This window comes from Streptomyces sp. NPDC107559, from assembly GCF_055657365.1.
Window position 1 is genome coordinate 176990 of sequence record NZ_JBVKBD010000006.1, and the last position, 24993, is coordinate 201982.

The 24993-nt window shown below is 71.1% G+C and carries 24 protein-coding genes and 2 pseudogenes; 6 read left to right on the forward strand and 20 right to left on the reverse strand.

Going from position 1 to position 24993, the window contains the following annotated elements; translation table 11 throughout:
- Positions 1–110: 110 nt before the first annotated feature.
- A pseudogene (locus ACZ7OY_RS20010) lies at positions 111–496 on the reverse strand (precorrin-6A/cobalt-precorrin-6A reductase); the annotation flags it as partial.
- Between the two features lie 330 nt (positions 497–826).
- Between ACZ7OY_RS20010 and tsaD the strand changes: the two are divergent.
- The 5 genes from tsaD (at position 827) to ACZ7OY_RS20035 (ending at position 4855) form a co-directional block, all read left to right on the forward strand.
- Positions 827–1879 (forward strand): tRNA (adenosine(37)-N6)-threonylcarbamoyltransferase complex transferase subunit TsaD, encoded by a 1053-nt coding sequence (gene tsaD / locus ACZ7OY_RS20015; protein ID WP_471912575.1) that lies wholly within the window; start codon positions 827–829, stop codon positions 1877–1879.
- Positions 1879–2454 carry a GNAT family N-acetyltransferase gene (locus ACZ7OY_RS20020; RefSeq protein WP_471912576.1) on the forward strand — a complete coding sequence of 192 codons (576 nt, stop codon included), beginning with the start codon at positions 1879–1881 and terminating at the stop codon, positions 2452–2454. Before tsaD ends, ACZ7OY_RS20020 begins: the two co-directional genes overlap by 1 nt.
- Positions 2455–2497: 43 nt before the next feature.
- Positions 2498–3301, forward strand: a complete 804-nt coding sequence (locus ACZ7OY_RS20025; RefSeq protein ID WP_471912577.1) for a MucR family transcriptional regulator — start codon at positions 2498–2500, stop codon at positions 3299–3301.
- 422 nt (positions 3302–3723) lie between these two features.
- Positions 3724–4443 (forward strand): DUF5134 domain-containing protein, encoded by a 720-nt coding sequence (locus tag ACZ7OY_RS20030; protein WP_471912578.1) that lies wholly within the window; start codon positions 3724–3726, stop codon positions 4441–4443.
- 223 nt (positions 4444–4666) lie between these two features.
- Positions 4667–4855 (forward strand): hypothetical protein, encoded by a 189-nt coding sequence (locus ACZ7OY_RS20035; RefSeq protein WP_471912579.1) that lies wholly within the window; start codon positions 4667–4669, stop codon positions 4853–4855.
- A 116-nt stretch (positions 4856–4971) separates the two neighbouring features.
- Here ACZ7OY_RS20035 and ACZ7OY_RS20040 read toward each other — a convergent pair whose 3' ends face one another.
- The 7 genes and pseudogenes from ACZ7OY_RS20040 to ACZ7OY_RS20070 all read right to left on the reverse strand — a co-directional run bounded on the left by ACZ7OY_RS20040 (position 4972) and on the right by ACZ7OY_RS20070 (position 9248).
- Positions 4972–5187, reverse strand: coding sequence for a heavy-metal-associated domain-containing protein (locus tag ACZ7OY_RS20040; protein ID WP_471912580.1), 216 nt, complete (start codon positions 5185–5187; stop codon positions 4972–4974).
- Between the two features lie 41 nt (positions 5188–5228).
- Positions 5229–5615 carry a hypothetical protein gene (locus ACZ7OY_RS20045; RefSeq protein ID WP_471912581.1) on the reverse strand — a complete coding sequence of 129 codons (387 nt, stop codon included), beginning with the start codon at positions 5613–5615 and terminating at the stop codon, positions 5229–5231.
- Positions 5600–5935, reverse strand: a pseudogene (locus ACZ7OY_RS20050) (PepSY-associated TM helix domain-containing protein); the annotation flags it as partial. The gene ACZ7OY_RS20045 and the pseudogene ACZ7OY_RS20050, both read right to left, overlap by 16 nt.
- An 815-nt stretch (positions 5936–6750) precedes the next feature.
- Positions 6751–7338 carry a copper resistance CopC family protein gene (locus tag ACZ7OY_RS20055; RefSeq protein ID WP_471912582.1) on the reverse strand — a complete coding sequence of 196 codons (588 nt, stop codon included), beginning with the start codon at positions 7336–7338 and terminating at the stop codon, positions 6751–6753.
- The gene (locus tag ACZ7OY_RS20060; protein ID WP_471912583.1) at positions 7317–7892 is read right to left on the reverse strand and encodes a superoxide dismutase family protein; all 576 of its coding nucleotides are present in this window, start codon (positions 7890–7892) and stop codon (positions 7317–7319) included. Before ACZ7OY_RS20060 ends, ACZ7OY_RS20055 begins: the two co-directional genes overlap by 22 nt.
- Before the next feature lie 220 nt (positions 7893–8112).
- Complete coding sequence (locus ACZ7OY_RS20065; protein ID WP_471912584.1) at positions 8113–8928, reverse strand: hypothetical protein; 816 nt, start codon at positions 8926–8928, stop codon at positions 8113–8115.
- Between the two features lie 104 nt (positions 8929–9032).
- Entirely contained in the window at positions 9033–9248 is a 216-nt protein-coding gene (locus ACZ7OY_RS20070; RefSeq protein ID WP_171141378.1) for a hypothetical protein, read from the reverse strand.
- Between the two features lie 261 nt (positions 9249–9509).
- Here ACZ7OY_RS20070 and ACZ7OY_RS20075 point away from each other — a divergent pair, with 261 nt between their 5' ends.
- The gene (locus ACZ7OY_RS20075; RefSeq protein WP_471912585.1) at positions 9510–9959 is read left to right on the forward strand and encodes a DJ-1/PfpI family protein; all 450 of its coding nucleotides are present in this window, start codon (positions 9510–9512) and stop codon (positions 9957–9959) included.
- Between the two features lie 18 nt (positions 9960–9977).
- Here the strand turns inward: ACZ7OY_RS20075 and ACZ7OY_RS20080 are convergent, their stop codons facing one another.
- The 12 genes from ACZ7OY_RS20080 to ACZ7OY_RS20135 all read right to left on the reverse strand — a co-directional run bounded on the left by ACZ7OY_RS20080 (position 9978) and on the right by ACZ7OY_RS20135 (position 24377).
- Positions 9978–10808: an ABC transporter ATP-binding protein gene (locus ACZ7OY_RS20080; protein ID WP_471912586.1), complete on the reverse strand. Its 831-nt coding sequence runs from the start codon at positions 10806–10808 to the stop codon at positions 9978–9980.
- 2 nt (positions 10809–10810) lie between these two features.
- On the reverse strand, positions 10811–11776 hold the full coding sequence (locus ACZ7OY_RS20085) for a FecCD family ABC transporter permease (RefSeq protein WP_471912587.1): 966 nt from the start codon (positions 11774–11776) through the stop codon (positions 10811–10813).
- Between the two features lie 56 nt (positions 11777–11832).
- Positions 11833–12873 carry an ABC transporter substrate-binding protein gene (locus ACZ7OY_RS20090; RefSeq protein ID WP_471912588.1) on the reverse strand — a complete coding sequence of 347 codons (1041 nt, stop codon included), beginning with the start codon at positions 12871–12873 and terminating at the stop codon, positions 11833–11835.
- Between the two features lie 93 nt (positions 12874–12966).
- Positions 12967–17298, reverse strand: coding sequence for an amino acid adenylation domain-containing protein (locus ACZ7OY_RS20095; RefSeq protein ID WP_471912589.1), 4332 nt, complete (start codon positions 17296–17298; stop codon positions 12967–12969).
- Positions 17285–17542 (reverse strand): phosphopantetheine-binding protein, encoded by a 258-nt coding sequence (locus tag ACZ7OY_RS20100; protein WP_471912590.1) that lies wholly within the window; start codon positions 17540–17542, stop codon positions 17285–17287. Before ACZ7OY_RS20100 ends, ACZ7OY_RS20095 begins: the two co-directional genes overlap by 14 nt.
- 90 nt (positions 17543–17632) lie before the next feature.
- Positions 17633–19216 (reverse strand): long-chain-fatty-acid--CoA ligase, encoded by a 1584-nt coding sequence (locus ACZ7OY_RS20105; RefSeq protein WP_471912591.1) that lies wholly within the window; start codon positions 19214–19216, stop codon positions 17633–17635.
- Positions 19217–19237: 21 nt separating this feature from the next.
- The gene (gene scoD, locus ACZ7OY_RS20110; RefSeq protein WP_471912592.1) at positions 19238–19786 is read right to left on the reverse strand and encodes a (2E)-enoyl-ACP glycyltransferase; all 549 of its coding nucleotides are present in this window, start codon (positions 19784–19786) and stop codon (positions 19238–19240) included.
- On the reverse strand, positions 19783–20673 hold the full coding sequence (gene scoE, locus ACZ7OY_RS20115; RefSeq protein WP_471912593.1) for a (3R)-3-[(carboxymethyl)amino]fatty acid oxygenase/decarboxylase: 891 nt from the start codon (positions 20671–20673) through the stop codon (positions 19783–19785). The genes scoD and scoE overlap by 4 nt, the downstream gene beginning before the upstream one ends.
- A gap of 23 nt (positions 20674–20696) precedes the next feature.
- Entirely contained in the window at positions 20697–20936 is a 240-nt protein-coding gene (locus tag ACZ7OY_RS20120; protein WP_471912594.1) for an acyl carrier protein, read from the reverse strand.
- Between the two features lie 17 nt (positions 20937–20953).
- Positions 20954–21982, reverse strand: coding sequence for a beta-ketoacyl-ACP synthase III (locus tag ACZ7OY_RS20125; RefSeq protein ID WP_471912595.1), 1029 nt, complete (start codon positions 21980–21982; stop codon positions 20954–20956).
- Between the two features lie 43 nt (positions 21983–22025).
- Complete coding sequence (locus ACZ7OY_RS20130) at positions 22026–23399, reverse strand: MFS transporter (protein ID WP_471912596.1); 1374 nt, start codon at positions 23397–23399, stop codon at positions 22026–22028.
- 222 nt (positions 23400–23621) lie between these two features.
- Positions 23622–24377, reverse strand: coding sequence for an aspartyl/asparaginyl beta-hydroxylase domain-containing protein (locus ACZ7OY_RS20135; protein ID WP_471912597.1), 756 nt, complete (start codon positions 24375–24377; stop codon positions 23622–23624).
- Positions 24378–24993: the final 616 nt, after the last annotated feature.

Here is a 24993-nt window from a genome sequence, read left to right on the forward strand (position 1 = left end):
CGACGTGTGTATGCGGTGCCATCTCGAATGATTGTTTTCAGCCACACCCTCCAGCTTGCTGCAACATGTTTGCAAGTAATAGTTAAGTGCAGTAAAGCTCGGGTCAGGGTTCAGCCTGCTTCGCGGAAAGCGCCCAGGCCGAGCCGCTCCGCAATCCAGCCGGCGGCCGCCTCAGGATCGGCCAGGACCGGGCCCCCGGCAGGCGGCGGCCGTCCGCGCACCGCCACCACGGGCAGCCCTGACTCACGGGCGCTGTCAGTTTCGGTGCGGTGGCCGACCCTCCGCTACCCATCGTCACCACGACCTCGATGCGGTGACACACCAGCAGCTCCCTTCCCCCTGGAAGGCGAAGGGGCCCCAGTCGTGCAAGGACCTCCATACGAGCCGGAGCCGGGGCCTCCGGCGCATCCGCGGACCGTACGAGGAACCACAGGCCGCTCAGGGCCGCGAGGCCCGTGCGGCCGGTGGCGAGGAAGACCCGTCGGCCGAGCGAAGGCGAGCAGACTCATCCGGCTCGGCCCGAAGCCAGGGTCGCGCAGCAGGGCGGCGGTCACGCCGGGACCGGTGGCATCCGCACTGAGCACGAGAGCGCGGCGGCCGTCGTGCAGGGCGGCGCGGGAGGCATTGCCGGCCGTCGGCTCCGATTCCTGCGACGGTCGCAGGGGTGGAATCCGCGGCGGCCACTGCTCGGTACCTCGGTGTTCAGGACGGCGACTGAGACGCACTCCACGGAGCGGTGACCCCCGCATCCCTGGCCAGGTTCACATCCCGCTCGACTTATTGCACACTACTTGCAATAACTTTCACTGTGCAGAAAGGGTGGGCGATGGGCGCTCCGATCGTTCTCGGCATCGAGTCGTCCTGCGACGAGACCGGTGCGGGACTGGTCCGGGACGGCCGGCTTCTGGGGCATGCGTTGGCGTCGAGCATGGACGAGCACGCCCGGTACGGCGGAGTCGTACCGGAGATCGCCGCCCGCGCGCACGTGCACGCCCTGAGACCGGTGGTCCAGCGGGCGCTGGACGAGGCCGGGCTGCGGCTGTCGGACGTCGGAGCAGTAGCGGTGACCACCGGGCCGGGCCTGTCCGGCGCGCTCCAGGTGGGCCTGGCGGGGGCGAAGGGGATCGCCTACGCGCTGGGGGTCCCCCTGCACGGCGTCCACCACCTGGCCGGCCATGTCGCCGCCGACACGCTCGAGCACGGCCCGCTGCCGGATCCGTGCATGGTGCTGATCGTCTCCGGCGGGCACACCTCGCTCCTCCTCGTCCGCGACCTGGCCCGCGATCCGATCGTCCACCTCGGGGACACTCTCGACGACGCGGCCGGGGAATGCTTCGACAAGGTGGCACGGGTCTTCGGGCTGCCGTATCCCGGCGGTCCGGCCATCGACCGGGCAGCGCGCGAGGGCGATCCACGCGCCGTTCCCTTTCCGCGTCCGCTGCCGGGCTCGTACGACTTCTCCTTCTCGGGGCTGAAGACCGCCGCCGCCCGCTGGGCCGAAGGGCACACGGGCGGCCGGAAGCTTCCGGTCGCCGACGGCGCCGCCTCGCTCCAGGAGGCGGTCGCCGACGTGCTGACGCGCAAGGCGGTGACGGCCTGCCGCGAGTACGGCGTGGGCACTCTGATCGTGGTGGGGGGCGTCGCCGCCAACTCCCGGGTACGGTTCCTGGCCGAGGAACGCTGCCGGGCGGCGGGCATCGAGCTGCGCGTGCCGCCGTTGGGACTGTGCACGGACAACGGCGCGATGATCGCGGCCGTGGGCGACCTCCTCGTGCGTTCCGGAACCGAGCCCGCGCCGCTGGACGTGTCGATCGACCCGTCGGCACCCCTGGAGTACGCCTCCCTTCACCCCGTCTCGGCACGAACGGCGGCGGCCTGATGAGCGCCATCCGTATCTTCGAGGGCCCCGAACTGCGCACGCACGCCAAGGCCCTGCGCGCCGTCTACGTCGAGGCGTTCTGCACACCGCCCTGGAACGAGGAAGAGGAGAACGCGGCCGCATTCCTGGCTCGGCTGATGGACGACGTCCGCCGTCCCGGGTTCACCGCCGCGCTCGCCTTCACCGGGGCGGACATCGACATCGCAGGTTTCGCCACGGCCTGGACGACCCTCGCCCCCTTCCCCACCGACCGCTGCTACCCCCAGGCCGCCGCCGGCCTCGGTCCCGAGCGCACCCGGGGCTGGCTGGTCGGTGCCCGCGAGATCGACGAGCTCGCGGTCCGTCCGGCCGCCCAGGGCACCGGCCTCGCAGCCGACCTGCTTCAGGCGGTCACGGCGGACGCCCCGGACGGCCGCTCCTGGCTGCTCACTTCCGTCAGGTCGGCGCGCGCCATGTCCTTCTACAACGGGCAGGGTTGGACCCAGGCCACCCACCCTTCCCCCGGCGGCAAGGGCATCGCCGTCTTCCTCGGCCCCCGCCACCCGGCGCGCTCCCTCGCCCCCCAGCCGCTGTGATCCGCACCGCTTCCCGGACACGCCGCCCCGGTGGGAGACAATCGTGAGCGCCCCGCACCTCCGCACGGGATCGAGCGGCGACGAGACCCGGCACCCCGACTTCGGCCGGCTGATACGGGACGAGGCCGACGACACCGTGCTCTGTCATGTATGCGGACGGGCCTTCCGTGCCCTGGGTGCGCATCTACGCGTGCACAAGATGACCGCGGCGGAGTACCGGCGGGAGTTCGGCCTGCTGCGCACCCGTGCGCTCAGCGCACGGTCCCTCTCCCAGCAGCAGTCCCGCACCCGCGTCGTCGGATACCGGGCATCGAAGGAGGCCCAGGCGCGCTTCGCCGCGGGCCGGGCGATGGCCCGCTCGGGCGAGTTGGCCCGCAGACGCTGGACCGGCGCTCCACGCAGCACGGACTCGGAAGAGCTACGGCGTGCGCGGCAGGAAACCCTGACGGCAGGCCGCCGCACTCAGGCTCGTACAGCCGACGAACGCACGGCGACCGCGCTCCGGTCCGGGGGATACGCGGACCTCGAAGAGGCGCTGCGGGACTTGTACGTCGACCGGCGGCACAGCGTAGAGCACACGGCGGGCGCCCTCGCCATCGGCAGGAACCGACTGCGGCGGCTTCTGGTCGAGTACGGCATCCCGGTCCGTCCGAGCGGACAGAACTCCGCCGCCGGGCGACACTCACGCGTACAGCTCAACGACCGGGCCGCCGCCGAGCACGTCGGCACCCCCGACATCAGGAGGTGGCTGCGCGAGCGGGCTGCCGAGGGCGCCACGCTGCGGGAACTGGCGGCGGCGACCGGCCGCAGTGTCCCTTGGGTGGCGGGCCGGATCGGCGCCAGGTGACACGACGGCTTCTACGCGACCGCCGTCATCGTGGCGAACACGACGACGTTCTTGGGGTAGTCGTGCCGGTCCGCGGATCCGGGTGTGGGCCCCGGTTCGTACCAGCCCGCCAGGTCAGGGTCCTTCGGTCGTGATCACCCGTTCCGCCTCGCTCGATGGCGAGCGCGCCCTTTCCGATGCGGCGGGTGCGGGCACGTCCTGTGCTTGAGGGTCTCTGTCTCATCACTTCTGTGACGGCGCTCGTTCCGAATGCCTGGAACTCTTTCAGGCCACTCGCCGACTCCTGTTGTGGCCGTTCGCCAGGTCCGCGTTCCGACCGGGAGAGGATCAGACGCCCGAAAACCCGTGCCACCGGGGTGGCTTGTGGAGGGCACGTCTACCACCTCCCGTTCGTTCGCGCGTCCTTGCGCGTGCGTCCGGCCATGGAACTGGTCGTCGGCGCCGTGTGGCGTCCTTGGAGTGGGGGTGGTGCGGTGATTGCCGCGAGCGGGCTGCGCTGGGTTCTGAGTCTGTTGTTCGCCCTGCCTGTCGCGTACGGCGTGTGGAGGCTGCTGCTGCCCGGAACCAGCGCCGGGGAACGCGTGGATGACGCGCTGCACGCGGCCATGGGGGTGCTGATGACCGCGATGGCCTGGCCGTGGGGAACGGACCTGCCGGTCGTTCCCCAGGTGGTGCTCTTCAGCGTGGGCGCTCTGTGGTTCGTGGCCGCCGCTCCGTTCCGCGCGCGTGGCGGGTCCCGGGGCCGGGCGGTGGTCGCCGCTCTTCCGCACGTCGTGATGACGGGGGCCATGGCATGGATGGTGTCGGCGATGGGCTCATCGGGAACGCCGTCCGATGGCGGGGGCTCGGCCGGGATGCATGACATGGCCAGAATGGACATGTCGGGTGGCTCGGGTCTCGCCTCCATGAGCCTGACGGGCGCGGGGTCCGTCGCGACGGCGGTGGGGCTCGCGATCGCCCTGGGTGTGCTGGGACTTGTGTGGCTGACGCGTGCCCTCGACCGGGCGCGGGGCAGGCGCGTGGACGGTCACGGTCCGGAGGGCGACGGGGTGGGGGCGACGGATGTGGTCGGTGTCCTGGCCCCTGCGTGTCATGCGGCGATGGCGCTGGGGATGGCCGTCATGTTCGCCGTGCTCGCCTGACGTGGCCGGCTCACCGGAGAATCCTGCCGGTCCGTTGTTTTCCGCGGCCCCTCGTGGGGAGTTAAGGGTCGAGCCGTCCGTGTCCGGCACACGGCGGGCGGGACGGCGGCGGGAACACAGGGGGTGAGGCGCCGTGGCCGGAGCACTCGGCAATCAGGTGACCGGCGTGGATGGGGCATGGCCCTGGGAGCGGCCGGTCGCCCGTGTACGCGGGTGGACAGCGGTGTGCGAATACCTGAGCACGGTGTGGTCCCTGTCCGTACTGGCCACGGCGGTGCTCGCCGGTGGCTACGCCTGGCTGGGATTCATCATCGGCGGTGCGCCTGGGGCCCTGGTCGGGGCCGCCGCGGGGCTGGTGACGAGCGGGACGCTGCACCTGGCGGTCAACCGGGCTGTGTCGGAGCCGCGTTGACACCGTCCCGTCTGCCGCAGTCCGGCTCCTCCTAACGCCTACAGGCGAAAGAAGTCCCTCCGCTCACGGCCACCAGGGCGGCAGACCACCCGGCGGCCGGGAGCAGAACGGGTCCATCAGGCCGCGGCCGGTTCCGTGACCTCGTACCCCGCCTCCACGATCGCTGCGCGCAGCCGCGCGTCGTCCAGCTCCGTGCCGCCGACGGAGACCGACCCCGCCGTGAAGTCGACGTCCACGTCGGTGACACCGGGGACTTGGGAAACCTCCTCGGTAATGCTCGCGGCGCAGTGCTCGCAGCTCATGCCGGTGACGAAGTAGTGCTTCTGTGCCATGGCGCAACTCCTGAGTTTCGGCGAGGTGCTCGCACACCTCTTCATACGGATGCACCGGTTCTCGTGTTCATCCGGTGCCGTCCACCACTCAGTCGTGACGCCGAGGGGGCGAGTTCCCGACCGTGGCGCGCGTCACTCTTCCGGGGCACCACAACCCGGAGCCGGGGCGCGATGCTTCCCCCCGGCCCCGTACCCGGGTCAGCCCGCAGTGGCAGATCCGGCCGCGCGAACTTGGCCATCACCGGCCAGTCGGCGAAGGCGAACTTGTCGGTCACGCTGTCGGTGGCGGCGTCGACGCTGTCGCGTCCGACCGGCCAGAGGTTGCGGGTCTGCGTCACTGTCCAGGCAGAGGCCCCATCCTGGGGCACGGTGATCTCCATGGGACCATCCACGCCGTCGGCACGGGCCTCCTTCAGGACGCCGTCCATCGCGGCCGGGTCAACGCTCTTGGAAGTTTCGGCCCACTCGTGCCGGTCGTCAGGGAGGTGACCACCGAGGGCGTGTGGGAGTGCGGCGCATCCAGCACCTCGCCGAAGTTGGCGCCGACGTAGCGCGACCACGTCAGGCCGGTGGCCGAGAGTCCCAGTAGTCCGGCGGCGAGCCAGACTCCGGTCGCGCCGTGCCAGCTGCGGGTGCGCCGTACGCCCTTCCTCGCGGCCCGGTCCGGCAGCAGCAGACGGCGCGCGGTCCGCTTGCCGTGCCGACGACGCCACCACAGGACGAGGCCGCCGAGGACGAGCACCCATAGCCAACTGGCCGCCGTATCTGAGTAGTAGCGGCCGCTGGTCCCGAGGTTGAGGTTGCGGTGCCAACAGTGGGCCGAGACGCTCCGCCTTCCGGGCCAGCGCGGGCATCGCCGGTTTCACAGCCGCCGTGGTGGAAGTGGCTTCGGTGCCGTCACCGGCTGGTTCGGGCAGAACGGGTTCCCCGGAGTCGACGGTCGTCATCTTCACCTCATGCTGGGTCCGCTGTGCACCGGGCACCGGAATCCGTGCAGGGACGCTCGGCGCCCTGTCGGTGGATCGCCGCAACACCGCTCCAGGGGCCTGCGTTCAGCCGCTGTCTTGAACTAGCCGGATGGAAGGGGCTCCGAGTTCCCGGGAAAACGCTCGAATTCGCCGAGGCCATCCAGGGGCGGAAAAGACAGCCCCCGGATGGTGTCAAACCGGACGACGAGCACCGGGCATTCCGACATAGTCGTCGCGAGGACCGCTGTGGTTCCCCATGGACGTGGGGAGGATCCTCACGTGGGACGCTGCGGTGTCGGCGCTCCCGTGCCCGGTGGCGCCGTGCCACGATGACGGGACCCGGGCCAGGGATGGAATTCGCCTCCCAGAGCGTGGCCCGGTCTCTGTGCCTGCCGACCGCCGTGTCGCCCTGCCCTCGCCGCCTCGGTGGGGCGGCGGCATGCGGGTTCAGAAGGCTGTCGGCGACAGCACGGCGCACGCTCCGGGCCCGCGTCGCGGGCCGGTGGCACGCTCGGCTTCGGGCACTCGTGGGTCGTCATCTCGCGGGCCCACCGGGCCGGACTCCCGCCCCGGGTAAGGGAGTCCGGGAATCAGGTCACTCGTCGGCGCCCCCTTCCGGGGTCCTGCGGCGCCGCAGTGTGCGGACGGCGAAGAATCCGCCGCCCGCTGCCACGGCGACGACCCCGGCGAGGGTCGCGGCCGCCGTGGTGGAGCCGAGACCCAGGACGGAGTCCGAGCCTCCAGTTTCCGGGGCGGTTAGGCTCAGGGCCGCACAGGCCGCCGGGGTGTCGGCAGGCTTGGTGCCGTCGGCGGCCTCGAACTGGTAGGCGCTGGTCTGGACGTCTCCGTCTCCCGCGGTGATCGAGTAGGTGAGGGTGATGACGCCCTTCGGCAAAGGGGACACGGCGGCGCAGGCCGTGGTCGTGTCGGCGACGACAGGCTGTCCGACCGGGATCTCCTTGCCGTCCGGCCCGATCATCCTGATCTCCGGCGCAATACCGGAGGTCAGGTTGTCGAACGTCAGCCTGACCACGTCGGTTCCAGTGCCGACCGTGGCACCGGGGGCCGGAGCGGCGTTCTTGAGCGCGGTGTGGGCGTACGCGGGTGCGCCGCCCATGAGCAGCAGCGCACCCGCGCAGACGGCGGGCCCGGCCGTCGCCGTCAGAAGGCGAAGTCGGCGCATGCGATCCGGTTGTCCTGTGCCTCGTTGGGGTGGACCACGATCGCGACCGCGTCCTTGCCGGTCTTACGGGAGTTGGTCACCGTGGCCATGCCCATACCGGACTTGTCGGCAGTGAACATCAGGTGGATCTCGTTCGGGGGCGTGGTCGCGCCGCCCTTGTCGAACTGGAAGTGTGATCCGCCGTTGTCGTCCGAACAGTGCTGGGCGTGCAGATGGGCCATGTAGACGTGACCGGGCTTCAGTCCGGTGAGAGAGACGGTGGCCGTGGTGCCCTTGGGTCCCTGGGCCAGCCATGCGGTGCCCTTGACGTCGTTCATGCCCGGGGGCCGAGTGTCGAGCATCGTGAAGGTGCCCTTCACCACGGTCACCCCGGACAATTTGTAGGCGGGAGTGGCCGACGGGTCGCCCATCATCTTGTCGGACATGCCGTCCATGTCGTGCGCGGAGGACGAGGCGGACGCTCCGCTGTGCGCGGAGGCGTGCTCGGCCGAGTCGCCTCCGCAGCCGGTGAGGAGGACCGTCAGGGTGGTCGCGAGGAAGGTGCCGAGGACCAACCGGCCTGTTCGGCGCGTGGGTCGAGGTGTCGGCGGGCGGTCAGTCGCGGACGGAGGGACGGGTGTGACGTCGTGCATGGGAATCCTGATCGTTGCAGGGCACCGCACGCCGCCGCCCGCAGGCGGACGGGTGCGTGCCGGGCCGAAGTGGACGAGCACACGGAGCGCATGGCAGCAGCGCGTGCGGACCGCCCTGTCGGCCCCGGCGGACCGGAGAGATTCAGGGGCACATGGCGAACAGCGGACCACAGGACGCGCGCAGGACTGCCGACCGGTCGCGCGGGGGCCCTCGGCGGACGACGGCGTGCCTGAGCACGGCGAAGGCCGTCGGCGAGACCGGGACGGCTCCCAGCGACGGCCGGCCCGCGCGAGTCCGGAGATCGGGTACGGGGCGTCCGAGCAGTCGGCGGACGCGGCTGAGCGGCGCGAACAGGACGACCGCGAGGGCCCGGCCCAGCCGGTACACCGCCGTCTCGCCGCGCCACAGCCACACCCCACCCACGACGGCGGCCAGAAGGTGGGCCAGGAACATCGCTGCGGCACCTTGGTGGGCCACGGCGGAGAGCATCAGCAAGACGTGGGAGGTGCCGGTCGTTGCGCTGTGAGCCATGGTCATGCCCGCCCCGGAGTGGTCCATGTGCATGACCATTCCGGAGGGGGAGAGCATCATCGCGTGGTCCATGCCGGAAGCGGATCCGGCTTCCGAAGCGCGGGCCGGGCCAGGGACCATCTCGTGAGCCAGATCGAACAACAGGTGCAGGATCCCCTGTGCGACGGTCGTGACACCGACCACGGTGACAGGTCCGCGTTCCCTGCAGGCGAGCCACCAGCCGGCCGAGGCCGTCCACGTGAACGCCACGCCCAGCACCCACCAGGGCAGCAAGTCGCCGGACATGAGGGCATGTCCCAGTGCGCTCGTCACCACGCAGACGGCCGCGAAGACCGCCGCCGACAGCGCGCGTGGGCTGCCGACGCGTTCTGCGGCCGACGTCGCGCGGCTCGCCCGGCGCGTCGCGCCGGGACGGCTCCGGGACACCAGTCAACTCCTCGTACCGATAGGCTCATCGACTCTTACGGACGGGAGTGGTCTTTCGTTCAGCCGCGCGGCGGTTCATCGTGAACTGGGTGACGGGGCGGCCGTCAGGCGGTGACTATGCCGTCCAGCTTTCCGGCTTTCGCCTCGGCCACCAGGGAGGAGAACTGGTCGGCGCTCATCTGGACGCGCTGCCCGAAGTCGTCGGTGAGCAGAACGCGTCGGTCCGCGGGGGCACTCGGGTCGACGAACAGCTGAGGACATCCGCAGTCGCACTCTCCGCAGAAGGTCGCCAGGGGCTCCAGACCGTTGGTCTCGTTCATCGTGCGCTGCCTTTCGACGGGGAGGCCGGGCAACCAGGTCCTTGCCGTCGCCTGGCGTCCGGTGGTGGCCGAGACATACCCCCAGGCGCACGGCGCCACGCGCCGGCACGCACAGCGGCCGGGGCACGGGCGAGCGCGCCCGTGCGCCGCTGCACACCCGGTGCTTCACGTACCCGGCGTCCCTGGGGAACCAGTCGGTTCCTGCCAACGACTACCTGAGAGGAGGCTGTTGCTCGTCCGCCGGACGGCGTAGGGAAGCCCATGCCGTCCGTCGAACCCGCGCGCCTGGGCCAGCAGGCCATAGTCGTCCACGGTTCGAAGGGCGTCGTTCATCCCGGTGGCAACGGCACCCGTGGCCTGGTCAAGGACACGGCGCACCTGGAGTGGCTGCGCGGCCTGCACGACCGGGGCACCGTGCCGGCGAGCGTGTGCACCGGTTCACTCGCGCTGGCCCTGGCCGGACTGCCGGCCGACCGGCCGGCCACCACCCATCGTGACCATCTCGGCAAGCTCTCGAAGTTCGACCCCTCGATCGACGTTCGGCGCGGGGAGCGGTTCGTCGACGCCGGCACCGTCGTCACGAGCGCCGGGGGTGTCGGCCGGGGCCGCTCTGCATCTCGTGGCGCGCTACGACGGGGCCGAGGCGGCGGAGTTCACGCGGGCAGGGCTCCAGTACGAGGCCCCGGAACTCGTCCCGGGCTCCGGGCCTGACACCCGCTCACCGCCGGTTCAGCGGTCGGCCGTCTCGGCCAGGCGGGCGGCAGCGTCGTCCTCGGGCGTCTCACCATGCGCGAGGGGCCGGGCCGCGTAGGTGATCCGGACGACGCCGTCGGCGTGCCGTTCGGTGCTCGCGCGGACGCCGAAGACGTCGGCGAGCAGATCGGGCGTGAGGACGTCCAGGACCGGCCCCGCCGCCGTGACGGCGCCACAGTGCAGGACGACCAGGTGGTCGCAGAGGCGGGCGGCGAGATCGAGGTCGTGCAGCACGGCGAGCGTGGTGACGCCGGTGGCGCGAATCAGGTCCAGGAGCTCGAACCGGGCCCGGATGTCGAGATGGTTGGTCAGTTCGTCCAGCACGAGGAGCCTGGGGTTCTGGGCCAACGCCCGGGCCAGCAGGACGCGTTGGCGTTCGCCTCCGGAGAGGGAGGTGTAGTCGCGGTCCGTGAAGGGCCGTACCCCGCAGCGGTCGATGGCGTCGGACACCGCCTCGCGGTCCTGGGGACCGTCACGGCCGAGCAGACCGTGATGAGGGGAACGGCCCAGGGCGACGATCTCGCCCACGGTCAGGCCGGTGGTGCTGCCGCCCCCGTCCTGGAGGACAGCCGCCGTACGGCGGGCCGCGGCCCGGGGGGAGAGCTCCCACACGTCGTCCTCGCCCACCCTGACCACCCCCTCGGCCGGGCGCAGCGAGCGGTAGACGGCGCGCAGCAGGGTGGACTTGCCGCTGCCGTTGGGGCCGACGAGGCCGACGATCTCGCCCGCGCGGGCCTCAAAGCTCACGTCGCGCAGGATCGGAGTTCGGTCAAGGGTGACGTGGAGCCGGTCGACGATGAGTTTCATGGTTAGTCCAGGCCCTTGTTGCGGCGCAACAGCCACAGGAAGAAGGGGGCGCCGAGCAGGGCGGTGAGGATGCCCAGCGGCAGTTCGTTGGGGCGGTTGAGGGTGCGGGAGAGCAGGTCGACAAGGACCAGATAGACGGCGCCCAGCAGGGCCGTCAGAGGCAGCAGCCGACGGTGGTCGGCGCCGATGGTCAGGCGCACCAGGTGCGGGATCATCAGGCCGACGAAACCGATGCCGCCCGCGACCGCGATGACCGTGCCGGTCAGCAGCGCGCTGAGGACCAGCAGGACGGCCCGCAGCCGACTGACGTCGACGCCGAGGGCGGTGGCCGACTCGTCGCCGGCGAGCAGCACGTTGAGCCGACGGCCGAAGAGCGACAGCAGCACGGTCGTCACCAGCACCACGACGGCGACCGTGGGCAGTTGGCCCCACTGGGCGCCCGCGACGCTGCCCAGCATCCAGAACATGACGGTCCGCAGCTCGGTGGGGGTCGCCTGGAGCTGGACGTAGCTGGTCGCGGAGAGGAAGACGTAGCCGATGGCGACACCCGCCAGGACCAGCCGGGTCGGGGCCAACCGCCCCTGGCGCCGGCCGAGCGCGAAGACCAGAGCTCCGGCGGCCACCGCACCGAGGAAGGCCGCGGCCGACACCCCCAGCCCGGCCAGCGCCACGCCACCGCCCAGGGTGATGACGAGGACCGCGCCGAGCGTGGCGCCGTAGGAGAAGCCCAGCACGACGGGGTCGGCCAGCGGGTTGGACACCACGGTCTGCAGGACCGCGCCGGTCACGGCCAGGCCCGCGCCGACCAGGGCCGCCAGGACCACCCGCGGGGTACGGAAGTTCCACACGATCTGGTCCAGCGCGGGATCCGAGGGGGCCGGCCCCGCGCCGGTGACATGGTGCAGGACGATCCCCCACACGTCGGCGACCGGGACGTTGACGGCTCCGATGCTGATCGCCACGATCATGGTGGCGGCCAGCGCGAAGGGCAGCAGTGTGAACGCGAGCGGGACCTTCAGCCGGGTCAGACGGCGTCCGGGTGCAGCATCTTCGCGATCTTCTGAACGGCCAGGTCGTTGCTGGGACCGAGGTACATCGAGTCGGACAGCGTCACGTACGTGTTGGTCCTGGCGGCCGGCCACTGGGGGAACTCCTTCAGCAGTTTCTTGGCGTAGGCCGCCGGGTCGGGGTCGTTGTAGCCGATGACGACGAGCGCGTCGACGTCGGTCGCGGCGACCTTCTCCTTGCTCAGATCGGCGAAGGACGTCTTGGAGGCGTTCTCGAAGACGTTGGAGCCGCCCGCCTTGGCGAGGATGTCGTTGTAGATGCCCTTGGCGACGACCGAGCTGAAGTCGTTGCCGCCCATGGCCATGTTGGAGAACAGCACCATGACCTTGGGTGTCTTCGCGTCCTTCACCTTGTCCGAGACGGCCGCGATGCTCTTCTCCGAGGCGGCGATCAGCTTCTCGGCCTTGTCACCGGCGTTGAAGACCTTGCCCATGTCGCGCAGCAGCTGGTAGCTGTCGGCGATGGTCATCTTCGAGGTGTCCTGGTCGCAGCCCTGCGGGGAGACATAGGTCTGGGACCCCACGTCCTTGAGCTGGTCGCGGGTGGCGAAGCCGTTCTTCTCGTCGAAGCCGTACGACGTCGTGGACAGCACCAGGTCCGGGCGCAGCCCGATCATCGCCTCGCGGGGGATGTCGTAGGCGTCGTTGAGCTTGACGCCACCGGTGGGCAGCTTCTTGATGGCCGCGGCACGGCCCTCCACCTCCGACATGCCGTAGGTCTGCTGATTGGCGACGATCTTGTCACCGACGCCGAGGGCGATGAGCGTGGAGACCTCGGCGACCGAGGCGCCGTTCATGACGACGACCCGGCTGGGGGCCTTCTCGAAGGTCTCCTTCTCACCGCAGTTGTCGAGGGTGACCGGGTAGCCGGTCCTCGAGGCCGCGGCCCCTGTCGTCGTGTCGCTCGCCTTGCTGTCGGACGACGAGCCGCCACATGCCGCCGTGAGCAGACACAGGGCTGCGGCCAGAGCGGTGGCGACCGGCCGGTTGATCGGCATGCGGGCTCCTTGCGTGAGGGTTGTACTCGTGGGCTGATGTGCCCTGTTGCAGTAGTCGGGACGAAGTGCCCGTGAGTTCCCGGCAGTTGCCGACTATTTCGCGGGCACCCGGGGTCGGGACTCGCGCCGCCGGGAGGGGGCGGGCAGCACACCCGCCGTCACGCAGTGGTCCAGGTAGCGGAAGAACAGGTCGCGGTCGACGGGCGGGCAGGTGATGCCGGTGCCCTTCAGGCCGGCGCGGACGTTCTCTGCCTGGACGCGGCCGAGGCGCAGATCGGCCTTCGTGCCCTGTCCGGCCGACTCGCCGTCCGCGGAGTCGAAGAAGGCGAGCGTGGTGGCCGCCGCGTCGGCCGCGCGGGGCAGCTGCTGCCGCCAGCGCGCCAGCGGCAGCAGCCGTACGGGATAGCCGTAGTCACGCACCCAGTCGTAGACGTCCGAGAGCCGTACGCGGGGCAGGGTGGCGTGGTTGAAGACCGGGCCGGTGGCCGTCGTGTCCGGGTTGAGGGACAGGTGGACGAGGGAACGTGCGACGAAGTCCACCGGAGTCCAGACCTCGTCCTCGAACAGCTCCGGGACGATGCCCTCGGGTATGCCCGCGCGCAGCACGCTCCACAGGAAGTCCCGTTCGTTGACGTATCCCGTGCCGGCGGGCCCGACCACCCGGCCCAGTCGGTGGACCGTGACGGGCAGACCGCGCTCGGCCGCCTGTTCCACGAGCCGCTCCGAGGCCCACTTGGACTGCTGGTAGCCGTAGCGCAGGCCCTCGTGGGGCGGCAGGAACGCCTCCGGCACCTCGGGGCCGTGGCTCGTAGGCGGCGCCACGGACAGGGTGGAGACGTAGTGCAGCGGTGTCGTGTTCACGGCCGCAAGGCGCAGCAGCTGCCGGGTGGACTCGGTGTTGGTGGCGCGCAGGGTGGCGTAGTCGCGCATGATGCTGACGGTCGCGGCGTTGTGGAAGATCGCGTCGCAGGTCGCGGCGAGGTCGGACAGGACTTCCCGGGGCAGGCCGAGGCCGGGCCGGCCCAGGTCCGCGGGGAGCGCGGTCAGACGGGCGGACGTCCGCTCGTCGAGCATGATGCCGTGGTGTGTCAGAGCCGCGTGGACGCGGGCGCCGGCTTCGGGCGCGCTCCGTGACCGTACCGTGCAGACGATCTCGGCCTCCGTGTCCGCCAGCAGCCTCGCCAGCAGATGCGCGCCCACGAACCCGGTGGCGCCGGTGAGCAGGACGCGCCGAGGTGCGTCCCGGGGAGCACGGCTGATGCCGGGCCGGATGCCCGGGTCGAGGGCGGTGTCGGCCAGGAGGGCCGTCGGGAGTGCGCCGGGGGCGGGGCTCGGCTGCCCGTCAGCGACACCGGCGTCGGCATCGGCCAGGAAGCGGGCCAGTGCGGCTGCTGTGGGGTGCTGGAAGAGCCAGGCGACCTTCACGTCCCGGCCGAGTTCCACGCCGAGCCGGTTGGCGACCTGGATCGCCTGGAGGGACTGGGCGCCCAGATCGAACACGTCGTCGTCCACGGCGACGGCGTCCGTGCCCAGGATCTGCCGCCAGATTCCGGTGATGGTCTGCTCCAGGGGACTGCCGGCGGTGGGCACCCGGTGAGCGGACGGCTCGGCGAGCGCGGCCCGGTCGATCTTCCCCGAGCTGGTACGGGGCAGCCGATCCACGAACTCGACGGCGGACGGGATCATCGCCGCCGGCAGCCTCGCCCGCAGGTGCTCCCTGACCTCGGCGGCGGACGGTGCCGGGCCCTCGGCCACCAGGTGGGCGACCAGACGCCGAGTGCCGTCCGGGAGGACCTGTCCGGCGACGGCCGCTTCCCGGATCCGGGGATGGCTGAGCAGGGCGCTCTCCACCTCGGCGGGCTGCACCCGGTGTCCGCTGATCTTGAATTCGGTGTCGGCCCGGCCCAGATGGCGCAGTTGTCCGTCCTCGCCGATGCGGACCAGGTCGCCGGTGCGGTAGGCGCGGGGGGCGTCCGGCAGGGCGGTGAGCGGCGCGAAGCGCGCACTGTCCGGCACCTCGGGCCGGTAGCCGTCGGCGAGGGTGGGGCCCAGCAGGTACAGCTCGCCGTCGACCACCGCCGCCCTGGTGCCGGGCAGGGGCAGGCCTATGGGGACGTCGCCGGCGGTGAGGCCGGGGGCGTGCAGGTCGGCGACGGTGGCGACCACGGTCGCCTCGGTCGGGCCGTAGGTGTTCAGCAGCGCGACCGAGGTACCGATGGCCCCTCGCCAGCGCTCGACCCGTTCGGGCAGGGCCGCCTCGCCGCCGATGACAACGGTCCGCACCGCCTCGGGCAGGGTGGCGGCACCGGTCGAGACCGCGTAGGCGACCTCGTGCCAGTACGCGGTGGGCAGGTCGAGGACGCTCACCCGAAGCCGGGCGCAGTCGTCGAGGAAACGCGGCACCGACTCCGTCATGTCGCCGGTCCGGATCACCAGGGTGGCGCCCGCACACAGCGTCAGGAAGATCTCCTCCACGCTGGCGTCGAAGTGCAGCGGCGCGAACTGCAGGACACGGTCCTCGCGGCGCAGCCCGTAGCGGGGCGTGGCCGCTGCGACGAAGTGGGCCAGCGCGGCATGGCCGATCGCCACGCCCTTGGGCCGGCCGGTGGAGCCCGAGGTGTGCAGGACGTACGCGAGATCCGTGGCTCCGGGCGGTGTCGGGGTGGCGGCAGGCACGGGGGCCTGCTCGTGCAGCGGGAGTACGGTGTGGTCCGCGAAACCGGCCACGCCGTCGCCGGTCGTCAGGACGAGCGCGGGAGCGGCGTCGGCCAGCAGGCGGGCCGTGCGGTCGGCGGGCGCCTTGGGGTCGACAGGACAGTAGACGGCGCCGGACATCAGCACCCCGAGGACGGCGGTGACGGCGTCGACGCCCTGAGGCAGGGCCACCGCCACCACATCGCCCCGGCCGACGCCCCGGGCGGTCAGTCGGCGGGCGGTGTCCCTTGCCGCGCCGAAGAGTTCGGCGTACGTGAGACACTCTCCCGCGTGCTCGACGGCGACGGCCCCGCCCCTGCGGGCCGCGTGATCGGCGATCAGGCTCAGTACCGGGCGGGCGGGCGCGGGCAGCGGGCCGCCGTCCAGAACGGGAACGGCCCGATGAGCCCGAGGCCCGCCGAGCGGCCGCTCCGGGCCGGAGAGTGCCTCCGCCAGCAGGGCGAGCAGGCCCTCCTGGAAACCGGCCGTCTCGGCCTCCGTGTACAGGTCCGGGTTGGCGTCGACGGCGACACGCAGACCGGTGCCGTCGCCACGGTCGTAGACGTTGACCGCCAGGTCGTCGACGGGACCTGCGGACACGTTGTGGACGGTGCTCGGATGCCCGGCGAACTTCAGGTCGTACTCGAACGGCATGATGTTCACGCCCGGACCGGACAGCCTGCGCTGGCCGCCCACCAGCTTCAGGTCACGGCGCAACTGCTCGTAGCGGTAACGCTGGTGGGGCAGTCCGGAGCGCAGCTCGCGCGAGAGGCGGGGGGCGAGGACGCGCAGGCTGTCGTCGGGAGCGACCGGTACGCGCAGGGGCAGGATGTTGCGCACCATCGCGGGCACCCGCAGGGACACCGAACCCAGGCGGCCCATCGCCGGCAGGCTCAGAACGATCTCTGATGCCCCGGTGAGCCGGTGCAGGTGGGCCACGGTCACCGCGAGCAGCACCTCGGACCAGGTGACCGACAGATCACGGGCAACAGTGCGCAGTCGGTTCGCCGCGGACGGGTCGAGGTCGGTGACGTGCCGGTGGAAGGTGCGGGCGGGCAGGGCGGAGCGGCCGGCCGGGGTGGCCACGGGCGGGTGGTCGGCGTAGCGGTCGGTCCAGTAGGTCCGGTCCTTGGCCTGACGGGCGGATTCGCGGTACGCGGCTTCCTCGGCGCGGACGGACTCCAGGGTGCCGAAGCCGCTCTCCGGCACGGGTTCGCCCGCCATGAGGGCGCTGTACACCTCGGCCACCCGCCGGGCCACCAGAGAGAGGCCGAAGCCGTCCAGGGCGATGTGGTGGACGCGGTGGTACCAGAGGAACTCCTGCGGTGCGGTGCGCAGCAGGGCGTGGCCGAAGACCGGGCCGCGGGTGAGGTTCACGGGGCGGGCCATGTCCTGGTCCATCCAGGCCAGGGCGGCGGCGTGCGGATCGGGTTCGGCGGTGAGGTCGGCGATATGGGTGCGCCAGTCGCCGGCCGGGGTGGCGGTCTGCCGGGGGCGGCCGGTGTCGTCGGTGTCGAAGGTGACGTTCAGGGCCTCGGTCTCGGCGACGACGTGGTGCAGGGCCCGGTCGAAGACGGCCGGGTCGATCGGACCGGCGATGCGCAGGTACTCGGCGGTGTTGTAGGCCGGGCTGTCCGCGTCGAGCTGCTGGCCGGCCCAGATGCCCTCCTGGGCGGCCAGCAGCGGACGGTGCTCGAACAGGGGCGTGGTCCGGCGGTCAGGCGTCGGCATGGTCCGCCCCTCGCGCGCGTTCGGTGAGCAGCTGCCACCACTGGGCGAAGGACGTCCGCTCGGCGAGTTCGACGAAGGTGACGTCGGTGCCCGCCGCCTGCCAGCGCTCCAGCAGGGTGACGATGCGCAGCGAGTCCAGCCCCGCGTCCAGCGGGCTGTCCTCCAGGTCGACTTCACCGGGCTCCAGGAACAGGCACTCCGCGATATCCGCGCGGAAGCTGTCCAGGGTGAGGGGTTCAGGCATGGGGTCTCTCTCTCGGTGGCTCGTCCGGTGGGTGTGCCGGTGACTCGCGGACGTGCCCGCGCCGGGGCGGGAACGGCGCGGGCGGACCGGTCAGTTGACCTTGCGCGCGGAGTCGTTCCAGAAACGGTCACGCAGTTCGCGGCGCAGGATCTTGCCGCTGGGGTTGCGCGGGACGTGATCGGTGAACTCGTAGCTCGCGGGCAGTTTGAACGCGGCGAGGCGCGGGACGAGGAAGGTGTGCAGGTCCCGGGGGCTGGGCCGCTCGCCCGCCGCGGGTACGACGAACGCGTGCACCTTCTCGCCCCACCGCTCGTCGGGGATGCCGACCACGACCGCCTCCCCCACCCCGGGGTGGTGTTCGAGGACGTTCTCGATCTCGGCGGGGTAGACGTTCTCGCCGGCGACGAGGATGGCGTCCTTGATGCGGTCGCGGATGAAGACGTAGCCGTCCTCGTCGAGGTAGCCGGCGTCGCCGGTGTGGATCCAGCCGTCGACGAGCGTCTCCGTCGTCTTGTCGGGCAGTCCCCAGTACTCGACCATCCGTGCGGGCGTGTGCAGGCAGACCTCGCCGACCGCGCCCGGGGGCAGTTCACGGCCCTGGTCGTCGATCACCTTGGCGCGTACTCCCGGGTAGGGGTGCCCGGCGGCCTGCATGAGCGTCCCGCCCGGGACATGCGCGGCCGGGGGCAGACAGACAGCGGTGTTGCCGGTCTCGGTGAGCCCGTAGATCTGGGCGAACTCGCAGTCCAGGACGGCGAGGCTCTCCTCCAGCAGCGCCTCCGAGATCGGGGAGCCGCCGTAGACCGTCTTGCGCAGGGTGGTGAAGTCCTTCGCGCTCACCCCGGGTTCGGTGAGCATCATGCGCAGCATGGCCGGAACCACGCAGGCGGTCGTGACGCCGAGGTCGCGGATGAGGTCCACGGCCTGCCGGGCGGCGAAGGCACGCATCGCCACCACCGTCGTACCGGCGTTGAAGTTCTGGGTCGCCCACCACAGCCCGCCGACGTGAAAGCCGGGGATACCGATCAGCGCGATGTCGCCCACCCGCCAGTCGATCCAGTCCAGCCCCTCGCTCGCGAGACCGTCGCGGATCGCGAAGAAGCTGCGGTGGGCGAGGACGACGCCCTTGGGCAGGCCGGTGGTTCCACTGGTGTAGAGCTGGGCGACCGGGGTGTCCGGGCCGGCCTCGAACTCCGTCTCGCCGTCCGGGTGCCCGGCCCGCCAGGCAGTGATCGAACCGACCGGTACGACGGTCTCCGGCGGCTCGGTGGGCATGCCCTCGACGATCGGTGCGAACTCGTCCTCCAGGAACAGCAGTCGGGTGCCGGAGTCCTGGAGGATGTGGCTCACCTCGGGAGCGGTGAGCCGCCAGTTGACCGGGACCAGCACGGTGCCGGTCTTGGCACAGGCGAAGAGGGCCTCGTAGTAGTGCTCGGACTCCTTGCCCAGGTAGGCCACCCGGTCGCCCTCGCCGAGTCCCGCGGCCCGCAGGGCGTGGGCCATGCGGTTGCTGGCGTGGTGCAGGTCCTCGTAGGTGAGGGTGCGGTCCCCGCAGATGACCGCCGTCGCTTCGGGCTGCCGGGTGGCGTGGAAGCGGGTGGTGTGGATGAGGGTGCTCAGTCCGGGGTGGTGGAGCCTCGCGCCCTGGGGCTGCGACGCCGTGGATGTCTCCATGAAAGCTCTGCCTCCGGTGGGTCAGGGGACGTTGACGAACGCGAGGGTCGCCTCGCCGTCGCACCGGCCGCCGTGGGCGTCCTGGTAGCGGAAGACGGTCTGGGCGTGGAGGAACGGGCTGCCACCGCCGGGGGTGCGCCGGGTCACGGAGCGGAACTCCATCTCCCCCGTGAAGGAACGGGGGTCGACGGGCCGCCGGAAGTTGGACGTGAAGCGGGCGATCAGGACGTCCGGGAGCTGGTGACGCCAGAAGTCGTCGAGGGTCCAGGCTTCGAAGCCGGTCAGCAGCCCTTCCTTCACGGACTTGGCGACCAGGTAGTACATCATCTGGTTGTAGGCGATGTTGACCTCGACCGAGTTCAGATGGCCGGTGTCGTCGATGTAGCAGGACTCCGGGATCGCGAACGCGCAGCGCGCGGAGGCGAGTCCGGCGGCGGCCGTGACCTCGGCGGACTTCAGGTACTTGCACTGCTCCTTGTAGGGCACCAGGACCCGGGCCAGCAGTTCCTCGTCGATGGGGTACGAACGTCCTGGCGGAGCGTCGGCGCGGTCGGTGGCGGGCGCGGTCACGCGGCACGCATCCCGTCGTACAACCTGCGCTCGTCGTGGACGGTGACGCGGTGGGAGACGGTCGGCTCCGGGGTGGCGGTGTGCCGGGCGCGGTGGACGAGACTGCGGTTGTCCCAGACCAGCAGGTCGCCCTTCTCGAAGCTCTGCAGGTGGATGCCCTCGTGCGCGAAGGAGTCGTCGAGCTGGCCGGTCGCCTCGAAAAGACGCTTGAGGAGCTCCTCGTCGAGCGGTTCCCCGGCCTCGTTCTCGATGCCGACGGTGAAGCCCTCACTGAGGTAGAGGACCGTCTCCCCCGTCATCGGGTGGGTGAAGGTGGTGGGCTGGACGACGGGCGGGGTCTTCGTCTCGACCTCCTCGATGATCTCGGAGATCGGGCGGTAGACGTCGTGCGGACGGATCTTGAAGTACTTGCGCACGGAGTGCCGGCAACGCGTCCCGGCGATCTCCTTCTTCAGCTTCCCGGGCAGCCGCTCGTAGGCCCGGCCCATGTCGATGAAGTAGGTGCCGCGGTTCTTCTCGGGTACGACCTGCGGGTGGATGAGGGTGATGCCGAAGGGATCGGGCATGAACTGGTAGTCGGCGTGCCAGAACTTGCCGGTCTTCGGCACGCCTATCTGCTTGCCGTTCTCCGGGACGTTGGAGGAGACGAATATCTCCGGGACGTCCGGGTGCTTGTACATCGGTTCGTAGTAGGTCTCGGGGCGGCCGAGGCGCCGGCCGAGGGCGAGGAACTGCTCGGGCGTGAGGTCCTGGCCCTTCAGGACGGCGATCTTCTTGGTGTAGACGGCCTCTTTGAGGGTGCTGATGTCCGCTTCGGAGGCCGTGGTGTGGTCGAAGTCCTCGACGGTGACGCCGAGCGCGGCGCCGGGCTGGTCCTTGATCTGCATCGCTGCCGGTCCTCTCGTTGGGCTCAGACGGTGGTGGGGCGGCGGGAGTCGACCAGGTCGGCGAGCTGGCCGAGAGTGAGGTCGGGCTGGAGTTCGTCGTCTCCGACGGTGACGCCGAGGTCGCGCTCGATGCGGATACTGATCTCGACGGTGGTCAGGGAGTCCACGTCCAGTGCGCCCAGGGTGGCCTCGGGACGGATCAGGTCGGCGGGGACGTCGTGCAGGTGGACGACGACGTCGACTATCTGCTCGTAGGTGGTCATGGTGTGGTCCGTTCCGGTTACGGGTGCGGGGCGAGTTCGGGCCAGGTCATCAGGCAGGAGCCCCAGGTGAGTCCGCCGCCGAAGGCGGTGAGCAGGAGGCGGTCGCCGGGGCGGATCCGTTGCCGGGTGGCGGCGTCGGCGAGGGCGAGCGGGATGGAGGCGGCTCCGGTGTTGCCGACGGCGTCGACGTTGGCCACGCAGCGCTCCCTGGGCAGGCCCAGGTCGTCGGCGACGGAGTGCAGGATGCGCAGGTTGGCCTGGTGGGGCACGAAGTGGTCGACGTCGTCGGTCTTCAAGCGGGCCCGGTCCAGGGTGGTCCGCGCCGAGGCGGCCATACGGGTCACCGCGTGCCGGTAGACCTCCTTGCCGCGCATCGCGAAGTGGCGTTCGGCACGGCTGGGTTCGCCGCCCGCGGAACGCCGGCGGGAGCCGCCGGCGGCGACCGTGATCAGGTCCTCGTGGGCGCCGTCGCTGCCCAGGTCGAAGTGGCCGACCGCGCCGGGCTCGTCCGCCGCTCCGGCACGCAGGACGACCGCGCCGGCACCGTCCCCGAAGATGATCGCGTTGGTGCGGTCCAACGGGTCGACGATGGTGGAGTAGGTGTCCGCGCCGATCAGCACCACCCGGCGGGCGACACCGGCGACGATCAGCCCGGCGGCGGTCGCGAGGCCGTACACGAACCCGGTGCACACCGCGCCGACGTCGAAGGCCGTCGCCCCCGTCAGGCCGAGGCGGGTGGCCACCACCGGCGCGGTGGCGGGGCAGGGGCGGTCCGGGGTGGTCGTGGTGACGATCACCGTGTCGGCGGACTCGGCCCCGGACGAGCGCAGTGCGCGCCGCCCGGCCTCGACGGCGAGGTCGGAGGTGGCCTGACCGGGCTCGGCGACGTGCCGTCGGCGGATCCCGGTGCGGGTACGGATCCACGTGTCGTCGGTGTCCAGCCGTGCGGCGAGTTCGTCGTTGGTTACCACGCGGGGCGGTACCCATCCGGCCAGTCCGCACAGGACGGCCGCCGGACCGGGCGGGCTGGGGATGTCGCTGGGCACAGCTGTTCTCCTCGTGGGGTGAGAAGGGGAGCGGGGCGAGGGTCTACGCAGTGGTCGGCGTGGCTCTGCGCAGGATCAGGGTGAGCAGCACACCGCAGCCGAGACCGACCGCGATGGCGAACACGGCGGCTCGGATGCCGGTCAGCAGGGCATCGTCCGGCGGCCCGTGGCCGACGCCCGACGAGAGGGCGACCAGCAGGGCGAGACCGACCGCACCGCCCACCTGAAGCGTGGTGGAGGCCATGCCGGAGGCCACCCCCTGGTCCTCGGCGGCCACTCCGGAGGCGGCGACGATCCACATCCCGGTCCAGGCGGCACCCTGACCGAGCCCCAGCAGCACGATCCCGGGCAGCAGCAGGGGATACGAGCCGTCCCCCGTGAGCGCGAGACCGAGCGCGGCGGCCCCTCCCGCGCCCAGTCCCATGCCGCCCGCCAGCATGCGCCGAACCCCGATCCGGGCGACGGCCCGTTCGCCGACCTGAGTGCCCAGGGCGGTCACCAACGCCGGGACGAGGAACGCGAGGCCGGTCGCGAACGCGCCGTAACCACGCACGTTCTGGAAGTAGAGGGTCATGAAATAGGGCAGCGAGCTGAAGGTGGCGCTGTACAGGGCGGTGACCGCCATCGCGGTGAGCAGCCCGCGGTGGGCGAACAGCCGCGCGGGCACCAACGGGTCACGCGCACGGGTCTCGACGACCGTGAAGACGGTCAGCAGGCCGACCGTGAGTGCGGCGCCGAGCAGGGCGGACGGGCTGCCCCAGCCCGCCTCGGGGGCGCGTACCAGGAGGAACACCAGGAGCGTGATCCCGCCGGTGGCGGCCAGCGCGCCGGTGACGTCGTACCGGCGGGTGCCGGTGCGCGGGCCGTCCGCCGGGAAGAGCCGCCGGCCCGCCCACGCCAGCGTCAGAGCGATGGGAACGTTGGCGAAGAACACCGACGGCCAGCCGAACGCCTCCACGAGCACTCCGCCCAGCAGCGACCCGAAGCACAGGCCACCGGCCCCCGCGGCGCCCCACACCGCGAGAGCCCGGTTCCGGGCGGGCCCTTCCTCGTAGATCGTGTTGATCAGGGCGAGCGTGGCCGGGAAGAGCAGCGAGCCGCCGATGCCCTGCGCCGCGCGGACGGCGATCAGGACTCCCGCCGACTGGGACAGGCCGCCCACCAGCGAGGACCCCGCGTAGACGAGCGCCGCGGCGACGAAGGTCCGACGCCGGCCCAGCAGATCGGCCGTGCGGCCACCGAGCAGGAGGAAACCGCCCGTCGTGACGACGTAGGCGCTCACCACCCACTGCAGGTCGTGCGAGGAGAAGCCGAGGCCGGCGCCTATCTCTGGAAGGGCGACGTAGACGATGTTGTAGTCGAGCGCGATGACCAGTTGGGCCAGCGCCAGAACGAGAAGGGAAAGTCGTGCTCGCACGGTCGGCGTCCTCCTCACTCATCAGCAAAAAGTGAAAAACAACGAGAGATCCAGGCCCTGAAATCCAATCGGCCGATCATTTCGAGTCACCATAACACCAGCGGGCGGGCTCGGAAATGGCATCCGGAAAGGCGCCCATCGGGAACACGGAATGCATTTCGAGCAGCACGGAAAGCCGACAGTGCCACTGCCGGATGGTTTATCGATGCATAATGCGGCCGATCAGTCGTCTGCCATGAGCCGCCTGACCTCGGTGATGAGCGCGGTCAGCGCCTGCCGTTCCGGAGCGGTGGTCTCCGGATGCCACAGGTCCACGAGCAGGCAGGTTCGCGGGCGGTCGCCGTCGTTACGCGCCTCGTGCTCGAAGGAGTAGTCGAAGAGCAGGCACTTCCCCTCCTGCCAGGAGCGTGTTTCACCGGCCACCGTGATGCTGCATCCGTCCGGAATGTCGACGGCGAGATGCAGATTGATGCTGAAGTTCCACAGGTCGCAATGCGGGGCGATGGCCGCCCCGGGCAGCAGGGTGGAGAAATGGCATTCCAGTAGTGGACATATCGCGCCGGTCTCGACGGCAAACTCTTTGAGGATTTTGTATGCCGTGGGTGCGATTCCTGCGGATTCCTCGACCAGCCCCCCTTTCCGGTACAGGTAGAGGGCCTGCCAGTCCTCCTGGCGGGTCAGGTAGTGCTCGTAGTCCGAGAACGCCTCCCGGTGCCCCGCCCAGGCGGCGCCCAGTTCGTCCTTGACAGCCGTATGGGCGGCTTCGAACGCCTCGACGGCCGGCATCAGTTCGGGATGGCCGTGGGGATCGTGCCAGGGCGACGGGGACAGCCCCGGGAGGATCCACTTGGCCCCCTTCTGGAGCGGGTGGCGCCGTGCCCCTCCACCGGGCTCCAGCATCCGCTCCACACGTTCGATGGAGTCCGCGCCATGCGTCCTTCTGATCGCCGCGAAGGCGTCGTCTATCTCGGGTGTCATACAGGCCTCTCCTGGCCACTACCGCCGTGGTCGGCCGACGAGCCGGTGTCGCAGTAGTAGTCGGTGGAACAAGCCGGCGAGTTCCCGCGATGTTCCGTCAATTCTTGGGAGCGGCAGGAGACTTGGGCCCGCTGCTGGTCGTGGGAGGGGTGAACGCCGTGCGCCGGGACGGTCGGGCGTCGTACCCACCCGTCGGTCGCACAGGGCGGTGTGCACCGCGTCCGCGGTCGCCGCCAGGAGGGTCACCGGCAGTCCGGCGAGCAGGTGCACCAGAGCGTCACGGCCGTCCGGTTCCAGCCCTTCTGCGGGATCGTCGGCCGACAGCACCCCGGCTCCTGCCGTCACCAGCCGATCACCCGGGCCCAGTGGAGGCGCTGGGTCTCGCCCGGCGTGAGGCTGCCCAGGGGGCGGTCCGTCAGCCTGGCGACGCCCGGCAGGTCCGCGGCGAACGCCGCCGCTGCCAGGTGTGCGCTGCGGGCCGGTACGTCGGCTGCCTGCGCCTGCGAGCGGGCCGGGTCGGGGCGCCGGGGGAAGCCAGGCGCAAGCCCTGGCGCGCCACGCCCGCTCAGCGGGAGTGCGGCTGCCCCGGTCGGTCACCGTCATCTCTCCGCCGGCC

What these genes read in the sequence shown, in the direction of transcription:
- ACZ7OY_RS20070 (WP_171141378.1), bottom strand. Translation starts at nt 9,248, where the DNA reads ATGAACGAGACCAACGGTCTGGAGCCCCTGGCGACCTTCTGCGGAGAG.
- ACZ7OY_RS20095 (WP_471912589.1), bottom strand. Translation starts at nt 17,298, where the DNA reads ATGCCGACGCCTGACCGCCGGACCACGCCCCTGTTCGAGCACCGTCCG.
- ACZ7OY_RS20085 (WP_471912587.1), bottom strand. Translation starts at nt 11,776, where the DNA reads ATGATCGTGGCGATCAGCATCGGAGCCGTCAACGTCCCGGTCGCCGAC.
- ACZ7OY_RS20100 (WP_471912590.1), bottom strand. Translation starts at nt 17,542, where the DNA reads ATGCCTGAACCCCTCACCCTGGACAGCTTCCGCGCGGATATCGCGGAG.
- ACZ7OY_RS20075 (WP_471912585.1), top strand. Translation starts at nt 9,510, where the DNA reads ATGCCGTCCGTCGAACCCGCGCGCCTGGGCCAGCAGGCCATAGTCGTC.
- ACZ7OY_RS20135 (WP_471912597.1), bottom strand. Translation starts at nt 24,377, where the DNA reads ATGACACCCGAGATAGACGACGCCTTCGCGGCGATCAGAAGGACGCAT.
- ACZ7OY_RS20030 (WP_471912578.1), top strand. Translation starts at nt 3,724, where the DNA reads ATGGAACTGGTCGTCGGCGCCGTGTGGCGTCCTTGGAGTGGGGGTGGT.
- ACZ7OY_RS20105 (WP_471912591.1), bottom strand. Translation starts at nt 19,216, where the DNA reads ATGGAGACATCCACGGCGTCGCAGCCCCAGGGCGCGAGGCTCCACCAC.
- tsaD (WP_471912575.1), top strand. Translation starts at nt 827, where the DNA reads ATGGGCGCTCCGATCGTTCTCGGCATCGAGTCGTCCTGCGACGAGACC.
- ACZ7OY_RS20055 (WP_471912582.1), bottom strand. Translation starts at nt 7,338, where the DNA reads ATGCGCCGACTTCGCCTTCTGACGGCGACGGCCGGGCCCGCCGTCTGC.
- ACZ7OY_RS20090 (WP_471912588.1), bottom strand. Translation starts at nt 12,873, where the DNA reads ATGCCGATCAACCGGCCGGTCGCCACCGCTCTGGCCGCAGCCCTGTGT.
- ACZ7OY_RS20045 (WP_471912581.1), bottom strand. Translation starts at nt 5,615, where the DNA reads ATGGACGGCGTCCTGAAGGAGGCCCGTGCCGACGGCGTGGATGGTCCC.
- ACZ7OY_RS20120 (WP_471912594.1), bottom strand. Translation starts at nt 20,936, where the DNA reads ATGACCACCTACGAGCAGATAGTCGACGTCGTCGTCCACCTGCACGAC.
- scoE (WP_471912593.1), bottom strand. Translation starts at nt 20,673, where the DNA reads ATGCAGATCAAGGACCAGCCCGGCGCCGCGCTCGGCGTCACCGTCGAG.
- ACZ7OY_RS20020 (WP_471912576.1), top strand. Translation starts at nt 1,879, where the DNA reads ATGAGCGCCATCCGTATCTTCGAGGGCCCCGAACTGCGCACGCACGCC.
- ACZ7OY_RS20080 (WP_471912586.1), bottom strand. Translation starts at nt 10,808, where the DNA reads ATGAAACTCATCGTCGACCGGCTCCACGTCACCCTTGACCGAACTCCG.
- ACZ7OY_RS20040 (WP_471912580.1), bottom strand. Translation starts at nt 5,187, where the DNA reads ATGGCACAGAAGCACTACTTCGTCACCGGCATGAGCTGCGAGCACTGC.